The 15,985-nt window shown below is 57.2% G+C and carries 17 protein-coding genes; 6 read left to right on the top strand and 11 right to left on the bottom strand.

From position 1 onward, the window contains the following. Positions 1-267: 267 nt before the first annotated feature. The 3 genes from ACR0J7_RS03715 to ACR0J7_RS03725 all read left to right on the top strand — a co-directional run bounded on the left by ACR0J7_RS03715 (position 268) and on the right by ACR0J7_RS03725 (position 3,024). A complete protein-coding gene (locus tag ACR0J7_RS03715) occupies positions 268-810 on the top strand; it encodes a tetratricopeptide repeat protein (RefSeq protein ID WP_480480357.1) in 543 nt (180 codons plus the stop codon). 69 nt (positions 811-879) lie between these two features. Then, positions 880-1,980: a flagellar motor switch protein FliG gene (locus ACR0J7_RS03720; protein ID WP_480485254.1), complete on the top strand. Its 1,101-nt coding sequence runs from the start codon at positions 880-882 to the stop codon at positions 1,978-1,980. A 120-nt stretch (positions 1,981-2,100) separates the two neighbouring features. Then, positions 2,101-3,024, top strand: coding sequence for a lysophospholipid acyltransferase family protein (locus tag ACR0J7_RS03725; protein ID WP_480485253.1), 924 nt, complete (start codon positions 2,101-2,103; stop codon positions 3,022-3,024). Here ACR0J7_RS03725 and ACR0J7_RS03730 read toward each other — a convergent pair whose 3' ends face one another. After that, a complete protein-coding gene (locus ACR0J7_RS03730; protein WP_480538141.1) occupies positions 3,025-3,726 on the bottom strand; it encodes a DUF1223 domain-containing protein in 702 nt (233 codons plus the stop codon). A 226-nt stretch (positions 3,727-3,952) separates the two neighbouring features. Between ACR0J7_RS03730 and acnA the strand changes: the two genes are divergently transcribed. Together acnA and ACR0J7_RS03740 are read left to right on the top strand one after the other, a co-directional pair. Further along, the gene (gene acnA / locus ACR0J7_RS03735; RefSeq protein ID WP_480869516.1) at positions 3,953-6,643 is read left to right on the top strand and encodes an aconitate hydratase AcnA; all 2,691 of its coding nucleotides are present in this window, start codon (positions 3,953-3,955) and stop codon (positions 6,641-6,643) included. Positions 6,644-6,769: 126 nt separating this feature from the next. Continuing rightward, complete coding sequence (locus tag ACR0J7_RS03740) at positions 6,770-7,054, top strand: putative quinol monooxygenase (protein ID WP_480480348.1); 285 nt, start codon at positions 6,770-6,772, stop codon at positions 7,052-7,054. An 18-nt stretch (positions 7,055-7,072) separates the two neighbouring features. Here ACR0J7_RS03740 and ACR0J7_RS03745 read toward each other — a convergent pair whose 3' ends face one another. The 10 genes from ACR0J7_RS03745 to yajC all read right to left on the bottom strand — a co-directional run bounded on the left by ACR0J7_RS03745 (position 7,073) and on the right by yajC (position 14,073). Further along, entirely contained in the window at positions 7,073-7,609 is a 537-nt protein-coding gene (locus ACR0J7_RS03745) for a DsbE family thiol:disulfide interchange protein (RefSeq protein WP_480913313.1), read from the bottom strand. Continuing rightward, positions 7,602-7,760 (bottom strand): heme exporter protein CcmD, encoded by a 159-nt coding sequence (gene ccmD, locus ACR0J7_RS03750; protein WP_480480344.1) that lies wholly within the window; start codon positions 7,758-7,760, stop codon positions 7,602-7,604. The genes ACR0J7_RS03745 and ccmD overlap by 8 nt, the downstream gene beginning before the upstream one ends. Next, on the bottom strand, positions 7,757-8,530 hold the full coding sequence (locus tag ACR0J7_RS03755) for a heme ABC transporter permease (protein WP_209596843.1): 774 nt from the start codon (positions 8,528-8,530) through the stop codon (positions 7,757-7,759). The genes ccmD and ACR0J7_RS03755 overlap by 4 nt, the downstream gene beginning before the upstream one ends. Positions 8,531-8,591: 61 nt before the next feature. Continuing rightward, positions 8,592-9,248 carry a heme exporter protein CcmB gene (gene ccmB / locus ACR0J7_RS03760; protein WP_209503504.1) on the bottom strand — a complete coding sequence of 219 codons (657 nt, stop codon included), beginning with the start codon at positions 9,246-9,248 and terminating at the stop codon, positions 8,592-8,594. After that, a complete protein-coding gene (gene ccmA, locus ACR0J7_RS03765) occupies positions 9,245-9,859 on the bottom strand; it encodes a heme ABC exporter ATP-binding protein CcmA (protein ID WP_209596845.1) in 615 nt (204 codons plus the stop codon). The genes ccmB and ccmA overlap by 4 nt, the downstream gene beginning before the upstream one ends. A gap of 144 nt (positions 9,860-10,003) precedes the next feature. Further along, positions 10,004-10,357, bottom strand: a complete 354-nt coding sequence (locus tag ACR0J7_RS03770; RefSeq protein WP_480480338.1) for an Mth938-like domain-containing protein — start codon at positions 10,355-10,357, stop codon at positions 10,004-10,006. A gap of 12 nt (positions 10,358-10,369) precedes the next feature. Next, positions 10,370-11,122, bottom strand: coding sequence for a sulfite exporter TauE/SafE family protein (locus ACR0J7_RS03775; RefSeq protein WP_480913316.1), 753 nt, complete (start codon positions 11,120-11,122; stop codon positions 10,370-10,372). Further along, a complete protein-coding gene (gene secF, locus ACR0J7_RS03780) occupies positions 11,115-12,089 on the bottom strand; it encodes a protein translocase subunit SecF (RefSeq protein WP_480480334.1) in 975 nt (324 codons plus the stop codon). Before secF ends, ACR0J7_RS03775 begins: the two co-directional genes overlap by 8 nt. A 1-nt stretch (position 12,090) precedes the next feature. Continuing rightward, on the bottom strand, positions 12,091-13,752 hold the full coding sequence (gene secD / locus ACR0J7_RS03785) for a protein translocase subunit SecD (protein WP_480913318.1): 1,662 nt from the start codon (positions 13,750-13,752) through the stop codon (positions 12,091-12,093). Between the two features lie 33 nt (positions 13,753-13,785). Beyond that, on the bottom strand, positions 13,786-14,073 hold the full coding sequence (yajC, locus tag ACR0J7_RS03790; protein ID WP_209503494.1) for a preprotein translocase subunit YajC: 288 nt from the start codon (positions 14,071-14,073) through the stop codon (positions 13,786-13,788). Between the two features lie 201 nt (positions 14,074-14,274). Between yajC and ACR0J7_RS03795 the strand changes: the two genes are divergently transcribed. After that, positions 14,275-15,939, top strand: coding sequence for a mechanosensitive ion channel family protein (locus tag ACR0J7_RS03795; protein ID WP_480913320.1), 1,665 nt, complete (start codon positions 14,275-14,277; stop codon positions 15,937-15,939). Positions 15,940-15,985 lie beyond the last annotated feature (46 nt).

The raw sequence follows: 15,985 nt of genomic DNA on the forward strand, positions 1-15,985 counted from the left end.
GAGGGAAACATCATGATCCGAACACTCCTAAGCGCATTGGCACTGGTTCTTGTGGCCTCGGCCGGGCTTGCCTGCGAACAACATTCCAAACAGACCCAATCCTGCGCACCCGGGACAACGTGGGATACTGAAACAAAAAGCTGCGCGAAATCTGTCAACAGCTGACAATTTTTGTCCAGTTCGTGAATAAAAGCGACCGTTCCCCTGTTAGCTTTTTTGTAGATCACACTATGATTTCAATAAGAGCCCCGAGAACGGAGTAAAGAAATGCGCCTTTTGTTAGCTTCTGCCCTTGCTTTGCAAGCCTTTGCCTTCGCGCCAGCTGTCCATGCCGCAGGTGGTGACAGCAGCAGCCCGCCGAAACCGACGAATACAACCAAGAAATGCCTGTTCGGCCGTGTATATGACGAAACCCGTGGAAAATGCGTCAAACCCGACAAGTCAAGCCTGACAGATGATCAGCTGTATGATGCGGTCCGCGAACTGGCGTATGACGGGCAATACGGGCACGCTCAAGACATTCTGCGCATCATGGATCAGGACGACGATCGTGTCCTGACCTATTGGGGTTTCACCTATCGCAAGATGGGCGAGCTGGAACTGGCAAATGTCTTTTATCAAAACGCGATCAATGCCAACCCAGACAATCTTTTGGCGCGCAGCTACATGGCGCAGGGGTTTGTGTCCGAAGGCCGAACCGATCTGGCGATCGAGCAATGGCGCGAAATAAAGTCCCGTGGCGGAGAAGGCACCTGGGCCGAGGCATCGTTGCGCGAAGCGATCCGAACGGGCCTGACATACAGCTATTAAGGTTCAGGGTTATTTAACCCGACTCTCTCTAATCTGCCTGTGGTTTGAAAACTTTAGCTCCACAGGCAGATGCAGAACACCAACGCATTAATTCAAACGGTTCAAGGGGCTTCGGCCCCATTTTCCGCAGGAGGTGGCGACAGCCCGCGCCTTGTTCCCCGATCTTTGACCAGCCGTCAAAAGGCGGCTGTTGTCGTGCGCCTGTTGTTGAACGACGGCGCCGATCTTCCGCTGGAGGAGCTTCCCGATGACCTGCAAGAGAAACTGACACATCAATTGGGGGAAATGGGCCTTGTAGACCGGGCGACTCTGGGTGCTGTGGCGCAGGAATTCAGCGAAGCCCTGGACAATGTCGGTCTGGCCTTTCCACATGGTCTTGCCGGGGCCTTGGATGCCGTCAGTGGAAAAATCACACCCGCGACAGCCGCGCGTTTGCGCAAAGTTGCCGGAGTTCGTCAGATCGGTGATCCCTGGCAAAGGTTGCGCGACATTCCAGCCCAGGACCTTGCGGCCATGGCACAGGCGGAAAGCACTGAAGTGGCCGCTGTGATGCTTTCAAAAATGGATACGGCACAGGCGGCGCAGATGCTGGGCCACATGCCGGGTCCGGTGGCACGGCGGATCACCTACGCAATCTCGAAAACAGCAAATGTCACGCCCGAAGCGGTTGAGCGGATCGGCTGGTCACTGGCTGCTCAGCTGGATCAGCGGCCTGTTCAGGCCTTCAATGACGGTCCAGGCGCGCGGGTGGGTGCAATTCTGAACCAGTCTGCGTCCGCCACACGTGACGACCTGCTGAACGCGCTGGATGAGGACGACGCCGATTTTGCCGATCTGGTGCGCCGCTCGATCTTTACCTTCGCCCATATCTCCAGCCGGATTTCGCCCCGTGATGTTCCAGCCATATTGAGGGAAGTCGATCAGCCTGTTCTGGTCGCGGCCCTTGCTGGTGCCGCCGCGGATGATGACAAGGCATCTGTCGAGTTTCTGCTGTCGAATATCTCCTCCCGCATGGCAGAAAACCTGCGCGAGGAAATCGCGGAACGCGGGCGGGTCAAGCAATCTGAGGCCGAAGATGCCATGACCCAGATCGTTGGGGCGGTTCGTACCTTGTCTGACGCCGGAACAATTACGCTGATTGAAAAGGAAGACGACGAAAACACGGGTTGAGGCAGGAACAGGCGCACCCGCCAGATCGTTAGGGCAGCCATTTCGCCAGGGTGCTTGAGGTTACGGGTACCGGGTTGTATGTCTGAGGCAACATTTCGCAACACGCGGTGAGACACCTCCATGCCCGTCGAAAAGTCGGAGCTCAGCCGGTTTGAGCTTGGAAAATACTATGTCGCCAATCTGTTCCTGCAGGGAATCATCGGCGCTATGCGCCAGCTTCCTTATGAAAAGCGCATAGCAACCATGGGTGCAATCATGAAAACCCTTGCGCCCGTCGTTGGATTTCGCACCCGTGTCCGCCGGAATCTAAAGCTCACCTGCCCTGAATTGTCTGACGCCGAGATCACAAAGATCTATCGTGACGTGTCGGATAATGCCGGTCGGGCAATAATGGAGCATTTCTCACCCGAAGGTTTCATCGAACGTCAGGTGAACGCCAAGATATCCGGGCCCGGTATTGCTGCGTTTGACGCCGCGATTGCCGAAGGGCGTCCGGTGATGATGATCACGGCGCATTTCGGTCACTATCTGGCCGCGCGTGTTGCCCTGCAGAAACACAGCGGCAAGCCGATTGGATGCCTCTACCGGCGGATGGCCAATCCCTATTTCAACGACGCCTATGTCGAAGCCTTTTACAAAACCGGCGCGCCGATGTTCGAACAGGGGCGGCGTGGTATGGTCGAAATGGTCCGGTCACTCAAGAACGGTGGAATCATTGCCATCGTGTCCGACCTGCATGCGCTGGGGGGCGAAGAGCTGACATTCTTTGGCAAGCCTGCCGTGACATCCGTGCTGAACGCAGAGCTGGCCATCAAGTACAAGGCCGTACTGATACCGTGCTATGCCGTGCGCCAGCCTAATGGCATCGACTTTGAAATCATCCTGCATGATCCCGTTCCGCACACGGACCCAAAGACGATGACTCAGTTCACCAATGACGATCTGGAACAGATCGTGCGGCAGCATATGGGACAGTGGTTCTGGATCCATCGGCGTTGGAAAAGCTGGAACGGGCTTGGCGTTCAACCGGACGACATGCCCTGATCACTTGGCCCAAGACGCGGCAACTATTGGCCCGTGACCGGCCCTTTGCACAAGCACGACGGCTGGCAAGCCTGGTTCAAGCTGCGCCGAGTATGTCTGCGGCGTTTGCCCATCCCACCGGCCCGCAATCTGCCAGGTCTCGACAACATTGGCATAATCCAATTCCCGCCCTGCTAGTTCACCACGGCGGATCGAGGCATGGCGCAGAGGCGAATACTGAACGATACGCACGTCATAGGTCTCACCTTCGGGCAATTCTACAGGCGTCACACTCACGGTCACTTCGTCAGCGTCTCGGATTGCTGTCACCGCTGCCTCGGGGGCGGCCTTTAGATGCGCATCAATCAGACGGTCGAGCTCCTGAGCCTGAGCGCCGACAATATCGTGCTGACCATTTATGATCATCTGGGGCGTATAGATCATGGATTTTCCGTTTTCGCGGGCATAGGCCCGTTGCCGGAGCGTGTGATCAGGATCGGCATATTCGTCCTTCCAGCCGATGTAATCCCAATAGTCGACATGCAGCGCCAGCCCGATGACATCGTCGCGTTTCGCCAGCTCATGCATGATCCGGTCCGCCGGCGGGCAAGACGAACACCCCTGTGAGGTGAACAGCTCAACCACCACAGGATCCTCACCGGCCATGGACTGGGTGGCGAGCAGGCAGGATATCAGGGCGGTCAAAGCAGCGGGTCTGAACATAAAAACTCTCGGATAAAGCGGGTGTTCTCTGGGATAGCCGTTTTGCCCTTCAACCGCCAATCAACGTTTCTTGAGGGCGGTACTTGCAATTCTCCGCCTAAATGTGTGCAATGGTATACAAAATTGCAAATCCAGTGTCATTGAACCTTGAACCAGCGGCTTGGGTGATGCAGATAACATTCAGCGATGCCCGAAATCCAAGTCATTTGAGAAGGGAGGCCACCCGATGCCCATTAAAGTCGGACAGGATACCGCTAAGACACGCCGCAGCCTGAACGTGAATGGCAAATCCATTTCCTACTATTCGATCCCCGCCGCGCAGCAGGCCGGTTTGGGTGATTTTTCCAACCTTCCTGCCGCGTTGAAAGTCGTGCTGGAAAACATGCTCCGATTTGAAGACAGCGGCTTTTCGGTCTCGGTCGATGACATCAAGGCATTTGCCGAATGGGGTGCCAATGGCGGCAAGAACCCGCGCGAGATTGCATACCGCCCTGCCCGCGTGCTGATGCAGGACTTCACCGGTGTTCCAGCGGTGGTCGATCTGGCCGCCATGCGCGACGGGATCAAGGGCCTGGGCGGCGACGCACAGAAGATCAACCCGTTGAACCCGGTCGATCTGGTTATCGACCACTCGGTCATGATCGACGAGTTCGGGAACCCGCGTGCGTTCCAGATGAACGTCGACCGCGAATACGAGCGCAACATGGAACGCTATCAGTTCCTGAAATGGGGTCAGAACGCGTTCAACAATTTCCGCGTTGTGCCTCCCGGCACCGGTATCTGTCATCAGGTGAACCTGGAATATCTGGCACAGACTGTCTGGACTGACACCGATCAGAACGGCGAAGAAGTTGCCTATCCCGACACACTGGTTGGCACCGACAGCCACACCACCATGGTCAACGGCATGGCCGTTCTGGGGTGGGGCGTTGGCGGGATCGAGGCCGAAGCCGCAATGCTGGGTCAGCCGATCTCGATGCTGATCCCTGAGGTGATCGGTTTTGAGTTAACCGGCTCGATGGTCGAAGGCACCACCGGTACAGACCTTGTTCTGAAAGTTGTCGAAATGCTGCGTGCCAAGGGCGTGGTGGGCAAATTCGTCGAATTCTATGGCGAGGGGCTGGACCGCCTGCCGCTGGCTGACCGTGCAACCATCGCCAATATGGCGCCGGAATACGGAGCGACATGCGGCTTCTTCCCGATCGACGGAGAAACCCTGCGCTACATGCGCAACACCGGCCGCGACGAAGACCGCATCGCGCTGGTCGAAGCCTATGCCAAGGAAAACGGGTTTTGGAGAGGCCCGGACTATGCGCCGATCTACACTGACACTCTGTCACTGGACATGGGCACAATCGTTCCTGCAATTTCAGGCCCGAAACGCCCGCAGGACTACGTCGCGCTGACCGGCGCCAAGGCCGCTTTCACCAAGGAAATGGAAGAGACCTTCAAGCGCCCCATGGGCAAGGAAGTCGCCGTCAAGGGCGAAGACTACACCATGGAGTCGGGCAAGGTTGTAATTGCTTCGATCACCTCCTGTACCAACACGTCGAACCCTTACGTGATGATCGGTGCAGGCCTTGTGGCTCGCAAAGCCGCAGCTCTGGGTCTGAACCGCAAACCTTGGGTTAAAACCTCGCTGGCACCCGGTTCGCAGGTTGTATCTGCTTATCTTGAGGCCGCTGGACTGCAAGAAGATCTGGACAAGGTCGGTTTCAACCTTGTTGGGTACGGCTGCACCACCTGCATCGGCAACTCGGGCCCGATCCAGAAAGAAATCTCGGAAGCCATTGCCGAGGGCGATCTGGTCGCCACGTCGGTTCTGTCCGGCAACCGGAACTTCGAAGGCCGTATCTCACCGGATGTCCGCGCAAACTACTTGGCTTCGCCGCCGTTGGTTGTTGTCTATGCGCTGGCAGGTACGCTCGACATCGATCTGACGTCCGAGCCCATCGGTCAGGACAAGGATGGCAACGACGTCTTCATGAAGGACATCTGGCCAACCCAAAGCGAAATCGCGGAACTGGTCGAAGCAACCGTAACCCGCGAAGCGTTCCAGTCGAAATATGCGGATGTCTTCAAGGGGGATGAGAAATGGCAAAGCGTCGAGGTTCCGCAACAGGAAACCTATGACTGGCCGCCAACGTCGACCTACATCCAGAACCCGCCCTATTTCCAGGGTATGGGGGCGGAACCGGGCACGATCTCGAACATCGAAGGCGCCAAGGTTCTGGCCATTCTGGGCGACATGGTGACCACCGACCACATTTCACCTGCGGGATCATTCGCTACCACGACGCCGGCGGGCAAATACCTGACCGACCGTCAGGTTCAGCCGCGCGAGTTCAACTCGTATGGCTCGCGGCGGGGCAATCACGAAGTCATGATGCGCGGCACCTTCGCCAATATCCGCATCAAGAACGAGATGTTGGACGGAGTTGAAGGCGGATACACCAAAGGTCCGGATGGCGAACAGACGTCGATCTACGATGCCTCGATGGCCTATCAGGCCAATGGCACCCCGCTGGTCGTGTTCGGCGGCGAACAATACGGCGCGGGCTCAAGCCGCGACTGGGCGGCCAAGGGCACGGCGCTGCTGGGCGTCAAGGCCGTAATCGCCGAGAGCTTTGAGCGTATCCACCGGTCCAATCTGGTTGGCATGGGCGTGATCCCGTTCGAATTCACCGGTGGAGATACCCGCAAAACCCTGGGTCTGAAGGGGGACGAAACCGTCTCAATTCACGGGCTGGATACGGTCGAGCCGTTGCAGGACGTGCCCTGCACCATCACCTACGCAGATGGGGCTGAGACGACCATCCAGTTGAAATGCCGGATCGATACCGCGCCTGAGATCGAATACATCGAAAACGGTGGCGTGCTTCAATACGTGCTGAGGAATCTGGCGAAGGCCAACTAAGCCTGACCAGTCTGGACAAATGACAAGGGCGCCTGCGGGGCGCTCTTTCCTTTTCTGTATTTCAGTATCCCGTTCACGCATTTTTAAGTGGATTCCTTGACCCTGCTACAAAAACCGGAGGCGCGTATGCAGGAAGTCGTCATTGTCAAATCCACGCCCCTGCCGGGGAAATTCGCGGCGCTTGCCAAACTGATCGGGGATCTGGTTGCCGAAACCCGAAAATTCCCCGGATGTCGTGCCGCTTATCTTCTGCTCTCGCCCGCAAACAACGAACAAGTCGTTGTTCACATCTGGGAAAACCCCGACGCGCTTGAAGCCTACCTGAACTGGCGTGCCGACAAAGGCGATTTTCTGCGAATCAACGAGTTTCTTGAGGTCGAGCAGGATTTCCAAACCTACCAGCTCGCCTGAACCAGAGGTTGAAAGGCCCTACTCAGCCGCTTTCTCAAGCGCAGGCCGGATGGTGCTTTCGATGACACGTTGCGTGATCGGGCCTGCAAAGCGCAGAATGATCGTTCCATCACCGTCGATCACGTAGGTCTCGGGAACACCGTACAAACCCCAATCAATTGCCATGCGGCCCTGTTCGTCGCGGCCCATGGCGACGTAAGGATCGCCAAGATCAGCCAGAAAAGCCTCGGCACTGCTCAGCTTGTCTTTGTAGTTGATGCCATAAACAGGGATGCCTTCAGCTGCCAGCGCTTCGAGATTGGGGTGCTCGACGCGGCATGGGGCGCACCAGCTGGCCCAATAGTTGACCAGCTTGACCTCTCCGTCCCGCAGCGTTTCGTCGTCGAAAAGGGTCTTTCCCGGAAACTCGGTTAGAACCACGGGCGGCGCCGGTTGGCCTTCACGGGCCGAGGGCAAAGCGTTGGGATCTTCGCGAAACATGCCGATGCCTGCGAGAACCGCGAATGCGCCAAATATCAGAGGTGGCGCAACCATCAGGGGCGAGATTTTAGCCATTGCGCGACATCCTCTGTTCGACCTTTTCCATTTCAGCACGCACCTTGCGCCCGCGCATCACGCTGAACGCAACCAGTACCACGATAAGGGCAATGGAAACGGCATAAGACGACAAAACAGCGTCTGCATATTTTCCAAGATCGGGGATCATCCGCCCACCCTTTCCCGTGCCTGTAACGCCTTGATACGACGGGCGCGAATTTCCGTTCCGGTGCGGTACAACACCAAGGCGATGAACAGCAGAACAAATCCGATGATGCAGGCCAGCAGAGGGTAGAAAAAGACATTGCTGACTTTCTCTTCCGTATCCGCCCCGGTAACGGCCCCGGCCCGCATGACCGATGCGCCCTGATGCAGGCCCTGATTCCAGAAATTCACCGCATACCGGCTGAGGATCGCAAAGACCGACCCAACAAGACACAGAACCGAGGTCAGATCGGCTGCGGTATCAGGGTCCTCAATAGCTTCCCACAAGGCGACATAGCCAAGGTAGAACAGAAACAGGATCAGAAACGAAGTCAGGCGCGGGTCCCAGGCCCACCATGTACCCCACATGGGCTGTCCCCAGATGGCCCCCGTCAGCAGCGCAATCAGGGTCATTACGATCCCGATCGGTGCAGCAGCGCGTGCCGCAAGCGCGCTGACATGATGGCGGCGCACCAACCAGACCAATGAGGTGGCCAGCATCATCAGCCAGCAATTGATCGCCATCAACGCCGCCGGAACGTGCAGATAGATGATCTTGACCGTCGACCCCTGCTTGTAGTCATCCGGTGTATAGAAAAAGCCCCAGATCAGACCGACAACGATGCAGATGGTCGAGACGATCCAGAAAAACGGCAGGACCCGTTCGCTGGTTTCAAGAAACTTGCGCGGGTTGGCATATTCCCAGAGGGCGTTAGCTTTGGCTGCGATTGACATGGGCCCTATCTAGTCCGATTTGGGGTGGTTCTCAATTGACATCCATCAAACTTGTCGCGGTTCACCGCAGATTGATACGTAGCACGGCAGCGCTGGCAAAGGGCAACAATGCGATGGTCGCCGCTGTGATCCCGGCCAGCATCAGCAGTGGCGTCTGCACCTCCATCCCTGTTGCACCACGCCGGGCAACCTCGGCCCCGAATATCAGGGTGGGGACGTAAAGTGGCAACACCAGAAGCGACAGCAATAGCCCGCCACGTTTCAGACCAACGGTCAGCGCAGCACCAAATGTCCCGATGACGCTCATGGCTGGGGTACCGATCAGGAGCGAGATCACCAGCCAGAAAAACCCCGGCATCGGCAGGTTCAGCAAAACACCCAGAAACGGCGCGGCCAGAACCAGCGGTAAGCCGGTGGTCAGCCAATGGGCCAGCGCCTTGACCGTGACAACCGCTTCAAGCGGCAGCGGTGCTGTAGCCAGCAGGTCGAGCGAGCCGTCTTCCCAGTCCAGTGCCAGCAGGCGGTCAAGCGACAGAAGGCAGGCCAGCAAGGCCCCCAGCCAGAGCACTCCGGGCGCAATCGTAGACAGCAGCGAGGATTGCGGCCCCACTGCAAACGGCACCATCACGGTCACGATCAGAAAAAAGGCCAAACCCAGCCCGAACCCGCCGCCCGCGCGGAAGGCCAGTTTCAGGTCGCGCAGCAACAGGGCGATCACAGGAAACCTCCGTCGAAATCGTCGATGGGTTTGGGTTTGGCCTTGTTCGGACCGACGTCCAGAACCTCGCCATCCAGGCCAAGGTCGATATGGGTCGCGATTAGGGCTGAACCGCCCTGACCCAGATGTGTCCGCACAGCGTCGGCAAACATTTGCACCGCGTTTCTGTCCAGCGAGACGGTCGGCTCGTCCAGCATCCAGATCGGCCGCCCTGTGACCAGCATCCGTGCTAACCCCAACCGCCGTTTCTGGCCCGCCGACAGATTGCCGGCGTGACGGTCGGCGAGTTCGTTCAATTCAAAAGCGTCCAGCGCTGGCTGGATGTCATATGTGCCAAAGACCGCTGCCCAGAATGTCAGGTTTTCAGTCACTGACAATGTCGGTTTGAGCCCGTCCGAATGGGACGCGTAAGCGATCTGGTCCTCGGCCCCTTCGATCTTGCCTTCCAGCGGAGGTTGCAAGCCAGCCAACGTGCGCAGAAGCGTCGTTTTGCCGATACCGTTTGGGCCCCGCAGGATCAGAGCCTTGCCCGGCGACAGCTGAAAGCTGAGGCCCTCTAGGACGGGAACACCGCCACGTGTGATCGACAGATCTGTTACAGTCAAAGTCATGAGACCCGCTTAGCGGATTGTCCGCAGGGGCAAAAGGCGAGATTTGCCGCAGGATGCCAGCGCACCACAGCTGACACATGTCGGAGTGAGGGGCCAGCCCCTCACACTCCCCGGGATATTTTTGGCCAGATGAAGAGAATCCCGTCAGACAGGGATCAGGGCAAGTGCGATGCGGCGACCTTCGGCGAGCAGCACATTGTAGGTGCGGCAGGCGGCGGGGGAGTTCATGATTTCAACACCAAGTCCGACATTTTCCAGCTCAACCCGTAGCGATTGGGGGATGTGGGCCATGTCTGCGCCCGTGCCGATAAGCAGGACGTCGATTCTGCCCGCCAGGTCCAGAAGGGGGTGTCGGTCGTCATAGCCGCCCCACTCTGCCGGGCCTGCCGGGCCTGTCAGGACAGCGCCGTGGAAGACATCGCCACCAATTCGAAAAAAACCGGGGCCATAACCGTCTATGGGTTTGGCATCTGTAAAAGTAATCTGATTCAGACGCATGATGTCCCTTCTTCAATCCAGAAGCGGCAGTCCGGAAATGACCGCAATCAGGATGACCGAATAGGCCGCGAGGCGGTAGATCCGTTCCCGTTTCGGGTCGAACAATGCCTTGCCGATAAGCGTAGTGATCAGATAAGGCACGCACAGCAGCAGGACAATCCATAGGATCGACAAATCTGCGGCACCGCTGATGAGGATGTTGAAAACGATGACAACGTCGAGCAATGCCAGAAAAATGATGGTGTTGGCACGAATCTTGCGCACATCTGTGGAACTGGCCAGATAGAACACGATGACAACCGGGCCGGTCAGCCCGGTCATGCCGCCGACAACGCCTGCGCTACCGCCGATGGCGAGACGTCCGGGCAGTCCCAGTTTACCCTCCCACCGCCAGCCAGTAACCACGGCCAGCAGGGTCAGACCGGTAATGCCGCAAACAACCCAGCGCAGCGCAACCGAGTCCACCTGCACCATGATCCACAGCCCCAGCGGCACGGTTATCGTTGCGGCAAAGCCCAGAGTGCTGATTTCGACCTTGTCACAATCCCGCCACGCCTGCGGAGCCAAGGCAAAGGTTGATGCAATACCGGTGGCGGCCATCAGAAAGACCACTTCTGCAATAGGCAGGAACTGGGTCGCCACCGGCACAAAGATCATCGCGGTGCCAAAACCTGTGAAGCCGCGGACAAGTCCCGCGGCTCCGATGGTAAGGATCAGCCAAGTGAGGCCCGGCAGGGCCAAGGCCTGTTGTAGAGCCTCAGGCATCAATATTGGCAAACTGGTTGCCCGCCGTATTCGACGGTTTGGACCAGTCGCGCTTGACCCCCAGCCACAGCAGGATGGTTGAGGCCACGAAGACCGACGAATAGGTCCCGACAACGACACCCCAGATCATCGCGAAGACAAATCCGCGGATGACGTCCCCACCCAGCAGATAAAGCGAGATCAGCGCCAGTAAAGTTGTGACCGAGGTCATCACCGTTCGGCTCAGGGTTTCGTTGATCGATACGTTCAGAACCTCTTTCAGGTCCTTCTTTTTGTATTTCCGCAGATTCTCGCGCACCCGGTCGAAGACGACAACCGTGTCGTTCAGCGAATAGCCGACGATGGTCAGCAGCGCCGCGATGATCGCCAGATCGAAGCGGATTTGCAGTTCCGAGAAGATGCCGATGGTCAGGATCACATCGTGCACCAATGCGGCAACTGCCCCCAGTGCAAACTGCCATTCAAAGCGCAGCCAAATGTAGACAAGAACGGCGCCGATGGCCAAGACAACCGCGATAACAGCAGTCTGGATCAGCTCGCCCGACACTTTTGGGCCAACGGATTCGACGCTTTCAAAGGGCAGTTTTAGTCCGGGGTCTGCGGCAGCCAGCGCTTCGCCGACCTGGGTGATCACATCTGCGGTGACCGCTTCGGCGTCTTCCTGAGCCTGAATACGGATCATCGCGACATTTTCATCGGGACCGAAGCTTGGATCAAAAATCTCGGTGATGGTGACGTCACCCAGTTGCAGCGGAGACAAAGCATCGCGGTATACACCCACGTCGATTGCATGATTGCTTTGGGTCCGGATCGTGGTTCCACCGCGGAAATCGATGCCGAAGTTCAGCCCCTGCAGCAGAAATGAGGTGAACGCAATCACCATCATCAGGCCGGAGATTCCAAGCCAGATTTTCCAACGATTGAAGAAGTCGAACGAGGTGTTCTGCGGTACGAGTTTCAGTCTCATGTCAAACCTCGATCGTTTTCGGTCGGCGGCGTTCGAACCACATGACAACCATCAGGCGCGTCACGAAGATCGCGGTGAAGACGGATGTCAGGATACCCAGGCCCAGAGTGATCGCGAACCCGCGCACAGGGCCGCTGCCCATGGCAAACAGGATAACGGCGGTGATGAAAGTGGTTATGTTGGCGTCCAGAATGGCCGACAACGCCTTTTCATAGCCCAGATCGATGGCGCGGGCCGGACCTCTGGCGGATTTCAGTTCTTCGCGGATGCGCTCAAAGATCAGCACGTTGGCATCCACTGCCATACCGACCGTCAGAACGATCCCCGCAATCCCCGGCAGTGTCAGTGTTGCGCCGATCAGGGACAGCAAGCCGAACAACAGGCCCACGTTGATGATCAGCGCGATATTGGCGAAGACACCGAACAGGCCATAGCTGAGCGCCATGAATACCAGCACCGCGACAAAGGCCACGATTGTGGCAACTTTACCTGCGTCGATACTGTCCTGCCCCAGTTCGGGGCCGATGGTGCGTTCTTCCAGGAACTCCAGCCCCGCAGGCAAAGCACCGGCACGCAGCAGGACGGCCAGATTGGTGCTTTCCTCAACGGTGAAGTTACCGGTGATGATGCCCGACCCGCCCGGGATATGGCTTTGGATCACGGGGGCCGAGATCACTTCGTCATCCAGCACGATGGCAAAGGGTGCGCCGATATTGTCACGGGTATAATCCCCGAACTTGCGCGCACCGGATGTGTTGAACCGGAAGTTGACCGCAGGGCGGCCGTTCTGATCGAAGGACGGCTGGGCGTCGACCAGTTCCTCTCCTGTCACGACCGGTGCGGATTCGATGTTGTAATAAACTTCGTTTTCGTCAATCGACGGCACGATTTTTTCACCGACGCCTGCGACGGCATCCGGATCGGTTCCGCGCCCGACAACCGGATTAAACGTCAACTGTGCCGTTGTTCCGATGATTTCCTTAAGTTCGCCCGCACTGCCGATACCCGGCACCTGAATCAGGATTCGATCCGTCCCCTGGCGCTGGATTGTGGGCTCTCGCGTACCGACTTCGTCGATCCGGCGGCGGATGATTTCCAGCGCCTGACGCACCGTGCGATCATCCGAGGCCAGTTTTTCTGCCTCGGACAGTTGAACAACAATCGTGTCGCCATCCGCACGGGCTTCGATATCTGTGGCACCTACACCTGTCAGTGTCTGCACCTGCCGGGCCAGACCGCGAACAACCTCCAACGCCTGTGGCATTCCTTCGGGCTGGCTGATGCGCACGCGAATCTCATCCGCGGCCGAGTCCTGACGGCGGATGGTTCCCACCGTGGCACGTTCATCGCGCAGCGCGTCGCGGATTTCCGGCCACATCGCCTCCATCCGGGATTCGTAGACGTCCTGCACCTGAACTTCAGCCAGCAGATGCGCACCGCCGCGCAGGTCGAGGCCAAGATTGACCAGGGATGACGGCAGCCAGTTCGGCCATTGCGCGACTTCAGCCTGTATCTGCGGCGTGTCATTGCCCAGCTCGATCGCAGCCTTGGCGTCGTTGGATTGCTCGACCCGCGTGTAAAACGCGTTTGGCAGGGCCATGAGCAGACCGGTCACGCAGACCAGCCAGATCAGAACCCGCTTCCAGGTATCAAATTGCAGCATTACCCTGCCTTTTCAAGGAATTGTCGCGCGAAGTTACTTCGCCGGCTCGGTCTTGTTAAGAACCTGGGCGATGGTCGATTTGACCACGCGAATCTTGACGCCCTCGGCGATTTCGACCTCGATCTCGTTATCGCCTTCCTTGACCTTCGATACCTTGCCGATCACGCCGCCTTGCGTGATCACCTGATCACCCCGACGCACGGCATCAACCATGGCCTGATGTTCCTTCATCTTCTTTTGCTGCGGACGGATCAGCAGGAAATACATGATCGCGAAGATCAGGATCAGCGGGAGAAACTGGGCGATTGCGCCACCATCCATGGGACATTCCTTTGTTCTAGTCTTGCGGCACAGTTCCGCAAATTTGGGCGGAACCTATGCTTTGAAATGTCGGTTTGCAAGCAAAGGCGGTCATGTACCCCACCTGAATACTGGCATGTCCCGGCAACCACGGGCAAAGCGTTGCAGATATGCCCTAGGAACATAACCGAAACCGGGTATAGTTTGTCCGAAGGGGGACACATGACACGGCCGCTCAAGCCTTTCCTTTCGTTGCTTTATTTACTGACTGCCCTGTCGGTGACCGTGTGGCTGTCCGATGCGGCCATGTCGCAGGAAGCACCCGCGGAATCCCCCCTGACCGAGACTGCGGGATCGGACACGTTCATGGCCCCGGTCATAGTAGACGGGGACATTCTGTTTCAGGTGCGCGGATCAAGCGCCCTGCCTGCTCCGGAGCGCGCCGAGGGCGTACAGGACAAGATCATTGCGGTTGCGGAAGCGTCGGAAGCACCTTTGGTCGAGATCACCTATGAAGAGACCGAATTTGGCATCTGGATTCTGGCCGATGGCCAAAGAATCTCGATCGTTACTAAAGCTGACTCTGAACTGGATCAGATGGAACTAAGTGTTCTGAGCGTTTTGCATGGCAATGCGATCAAACAATCCATTGAGGCGTATCGAGCCAACCGAACCGATCAGGCGCGCGTTTCCGGTGCTATCGAAGCGGCTGCCTGGACGTTGGGATTTGCCCTGTTTGTTGTCACAATCCTGTGGCTGCACCGTCGGATCAGGCGTCGCACATTGAAGCTGGTAAAACGCTACTTAAAGGATGTCGAAACGGCGACAGCCAAAAGCGTTCAGGCCGAAGCAATCGCGGCCCTTATCCGCTATGGTCTGAACTTCGTGCTGCTGATCATCTTCTTTCTCGGTTTCTACTATTACCTGTCCTTTGTTCTTTTGGCTTTTGCGGAAACCAGATATTTCGCACAGCTTCTGCTAACCTATCTGACCGAGCCGGTGCTGCTTATCTTCCGGGGCATCCTCAGCTATATCCCCAATCTGATTATGCTGGGCCTGATCACATGGGTCACGCTGTATATCATCAAAGGTCTGCGCGTGTTCTTTGATGCGGTCGAAGCCGGTTCGTTCGAAATGGGTGATTTCGAAAAACACTGGGTCAACCCGACGTTCAACATTGCCCGTGTCGTCGTTATTCTGATCGCGCTGGTTTTTGCGGTTCCCTATATTCCGGGCTCAGACTCGGCCGCGTTCCAGGGGTTAACCCTTCTGGTCGGCGCCATGCTGTCTTTGGGCGCGAATTCAGTCGTGTCCAACATGCTGGCCGGGCTGTTTGTGATTTACCGCAGGTCTACCTCAATCGGCGACCGTATCCAAATCGGAGACCATATCGGCGATGTCGTTCAGATCAAACTGATGGAGACCCATCTTAAGTCGATCAAGAACGAACTGATTTCAATCCCCAATGCACAGTTGATGAATTCAGATGTCGTGAACTTTTCGAAGAAAACTGATGGTAACGGGCTGTTGCTGCACACGACCGTTGGCATCGGCTACGAAGAACCCCCTGAAAAGGTTGAGGCGATGCTGATTGAGGCCGCCAACCGCACCAAAGGTATCAAGGCCAATCCTGAACCTTTTGTGCTGTGGACGGCGTTGGCCGACTACGCGATCAACTATCAGATCAACGGCTATACCACCCGCGGCAGCATCATTCCCAAAATCCGTTCGGACCTGCATCAAAACATTGTTGCGGTATTTAACGAAAACAATGTGCAGATCATGACGCCTTCTTATGTGGCTGACCCGCCTGAGCCTAAAATACCGGCCGGGGCATGGGAGGGCCATCTGGCGCATGAAACCCACGAAGACGCTGATAAGACGTAACCGGTGCTACACCCTGCCCCGCAGATGGTGCATAAGCGGGTTCAGT

Source organism: Ruegeria sp. O4 (genome assembly GCF_056535125.1).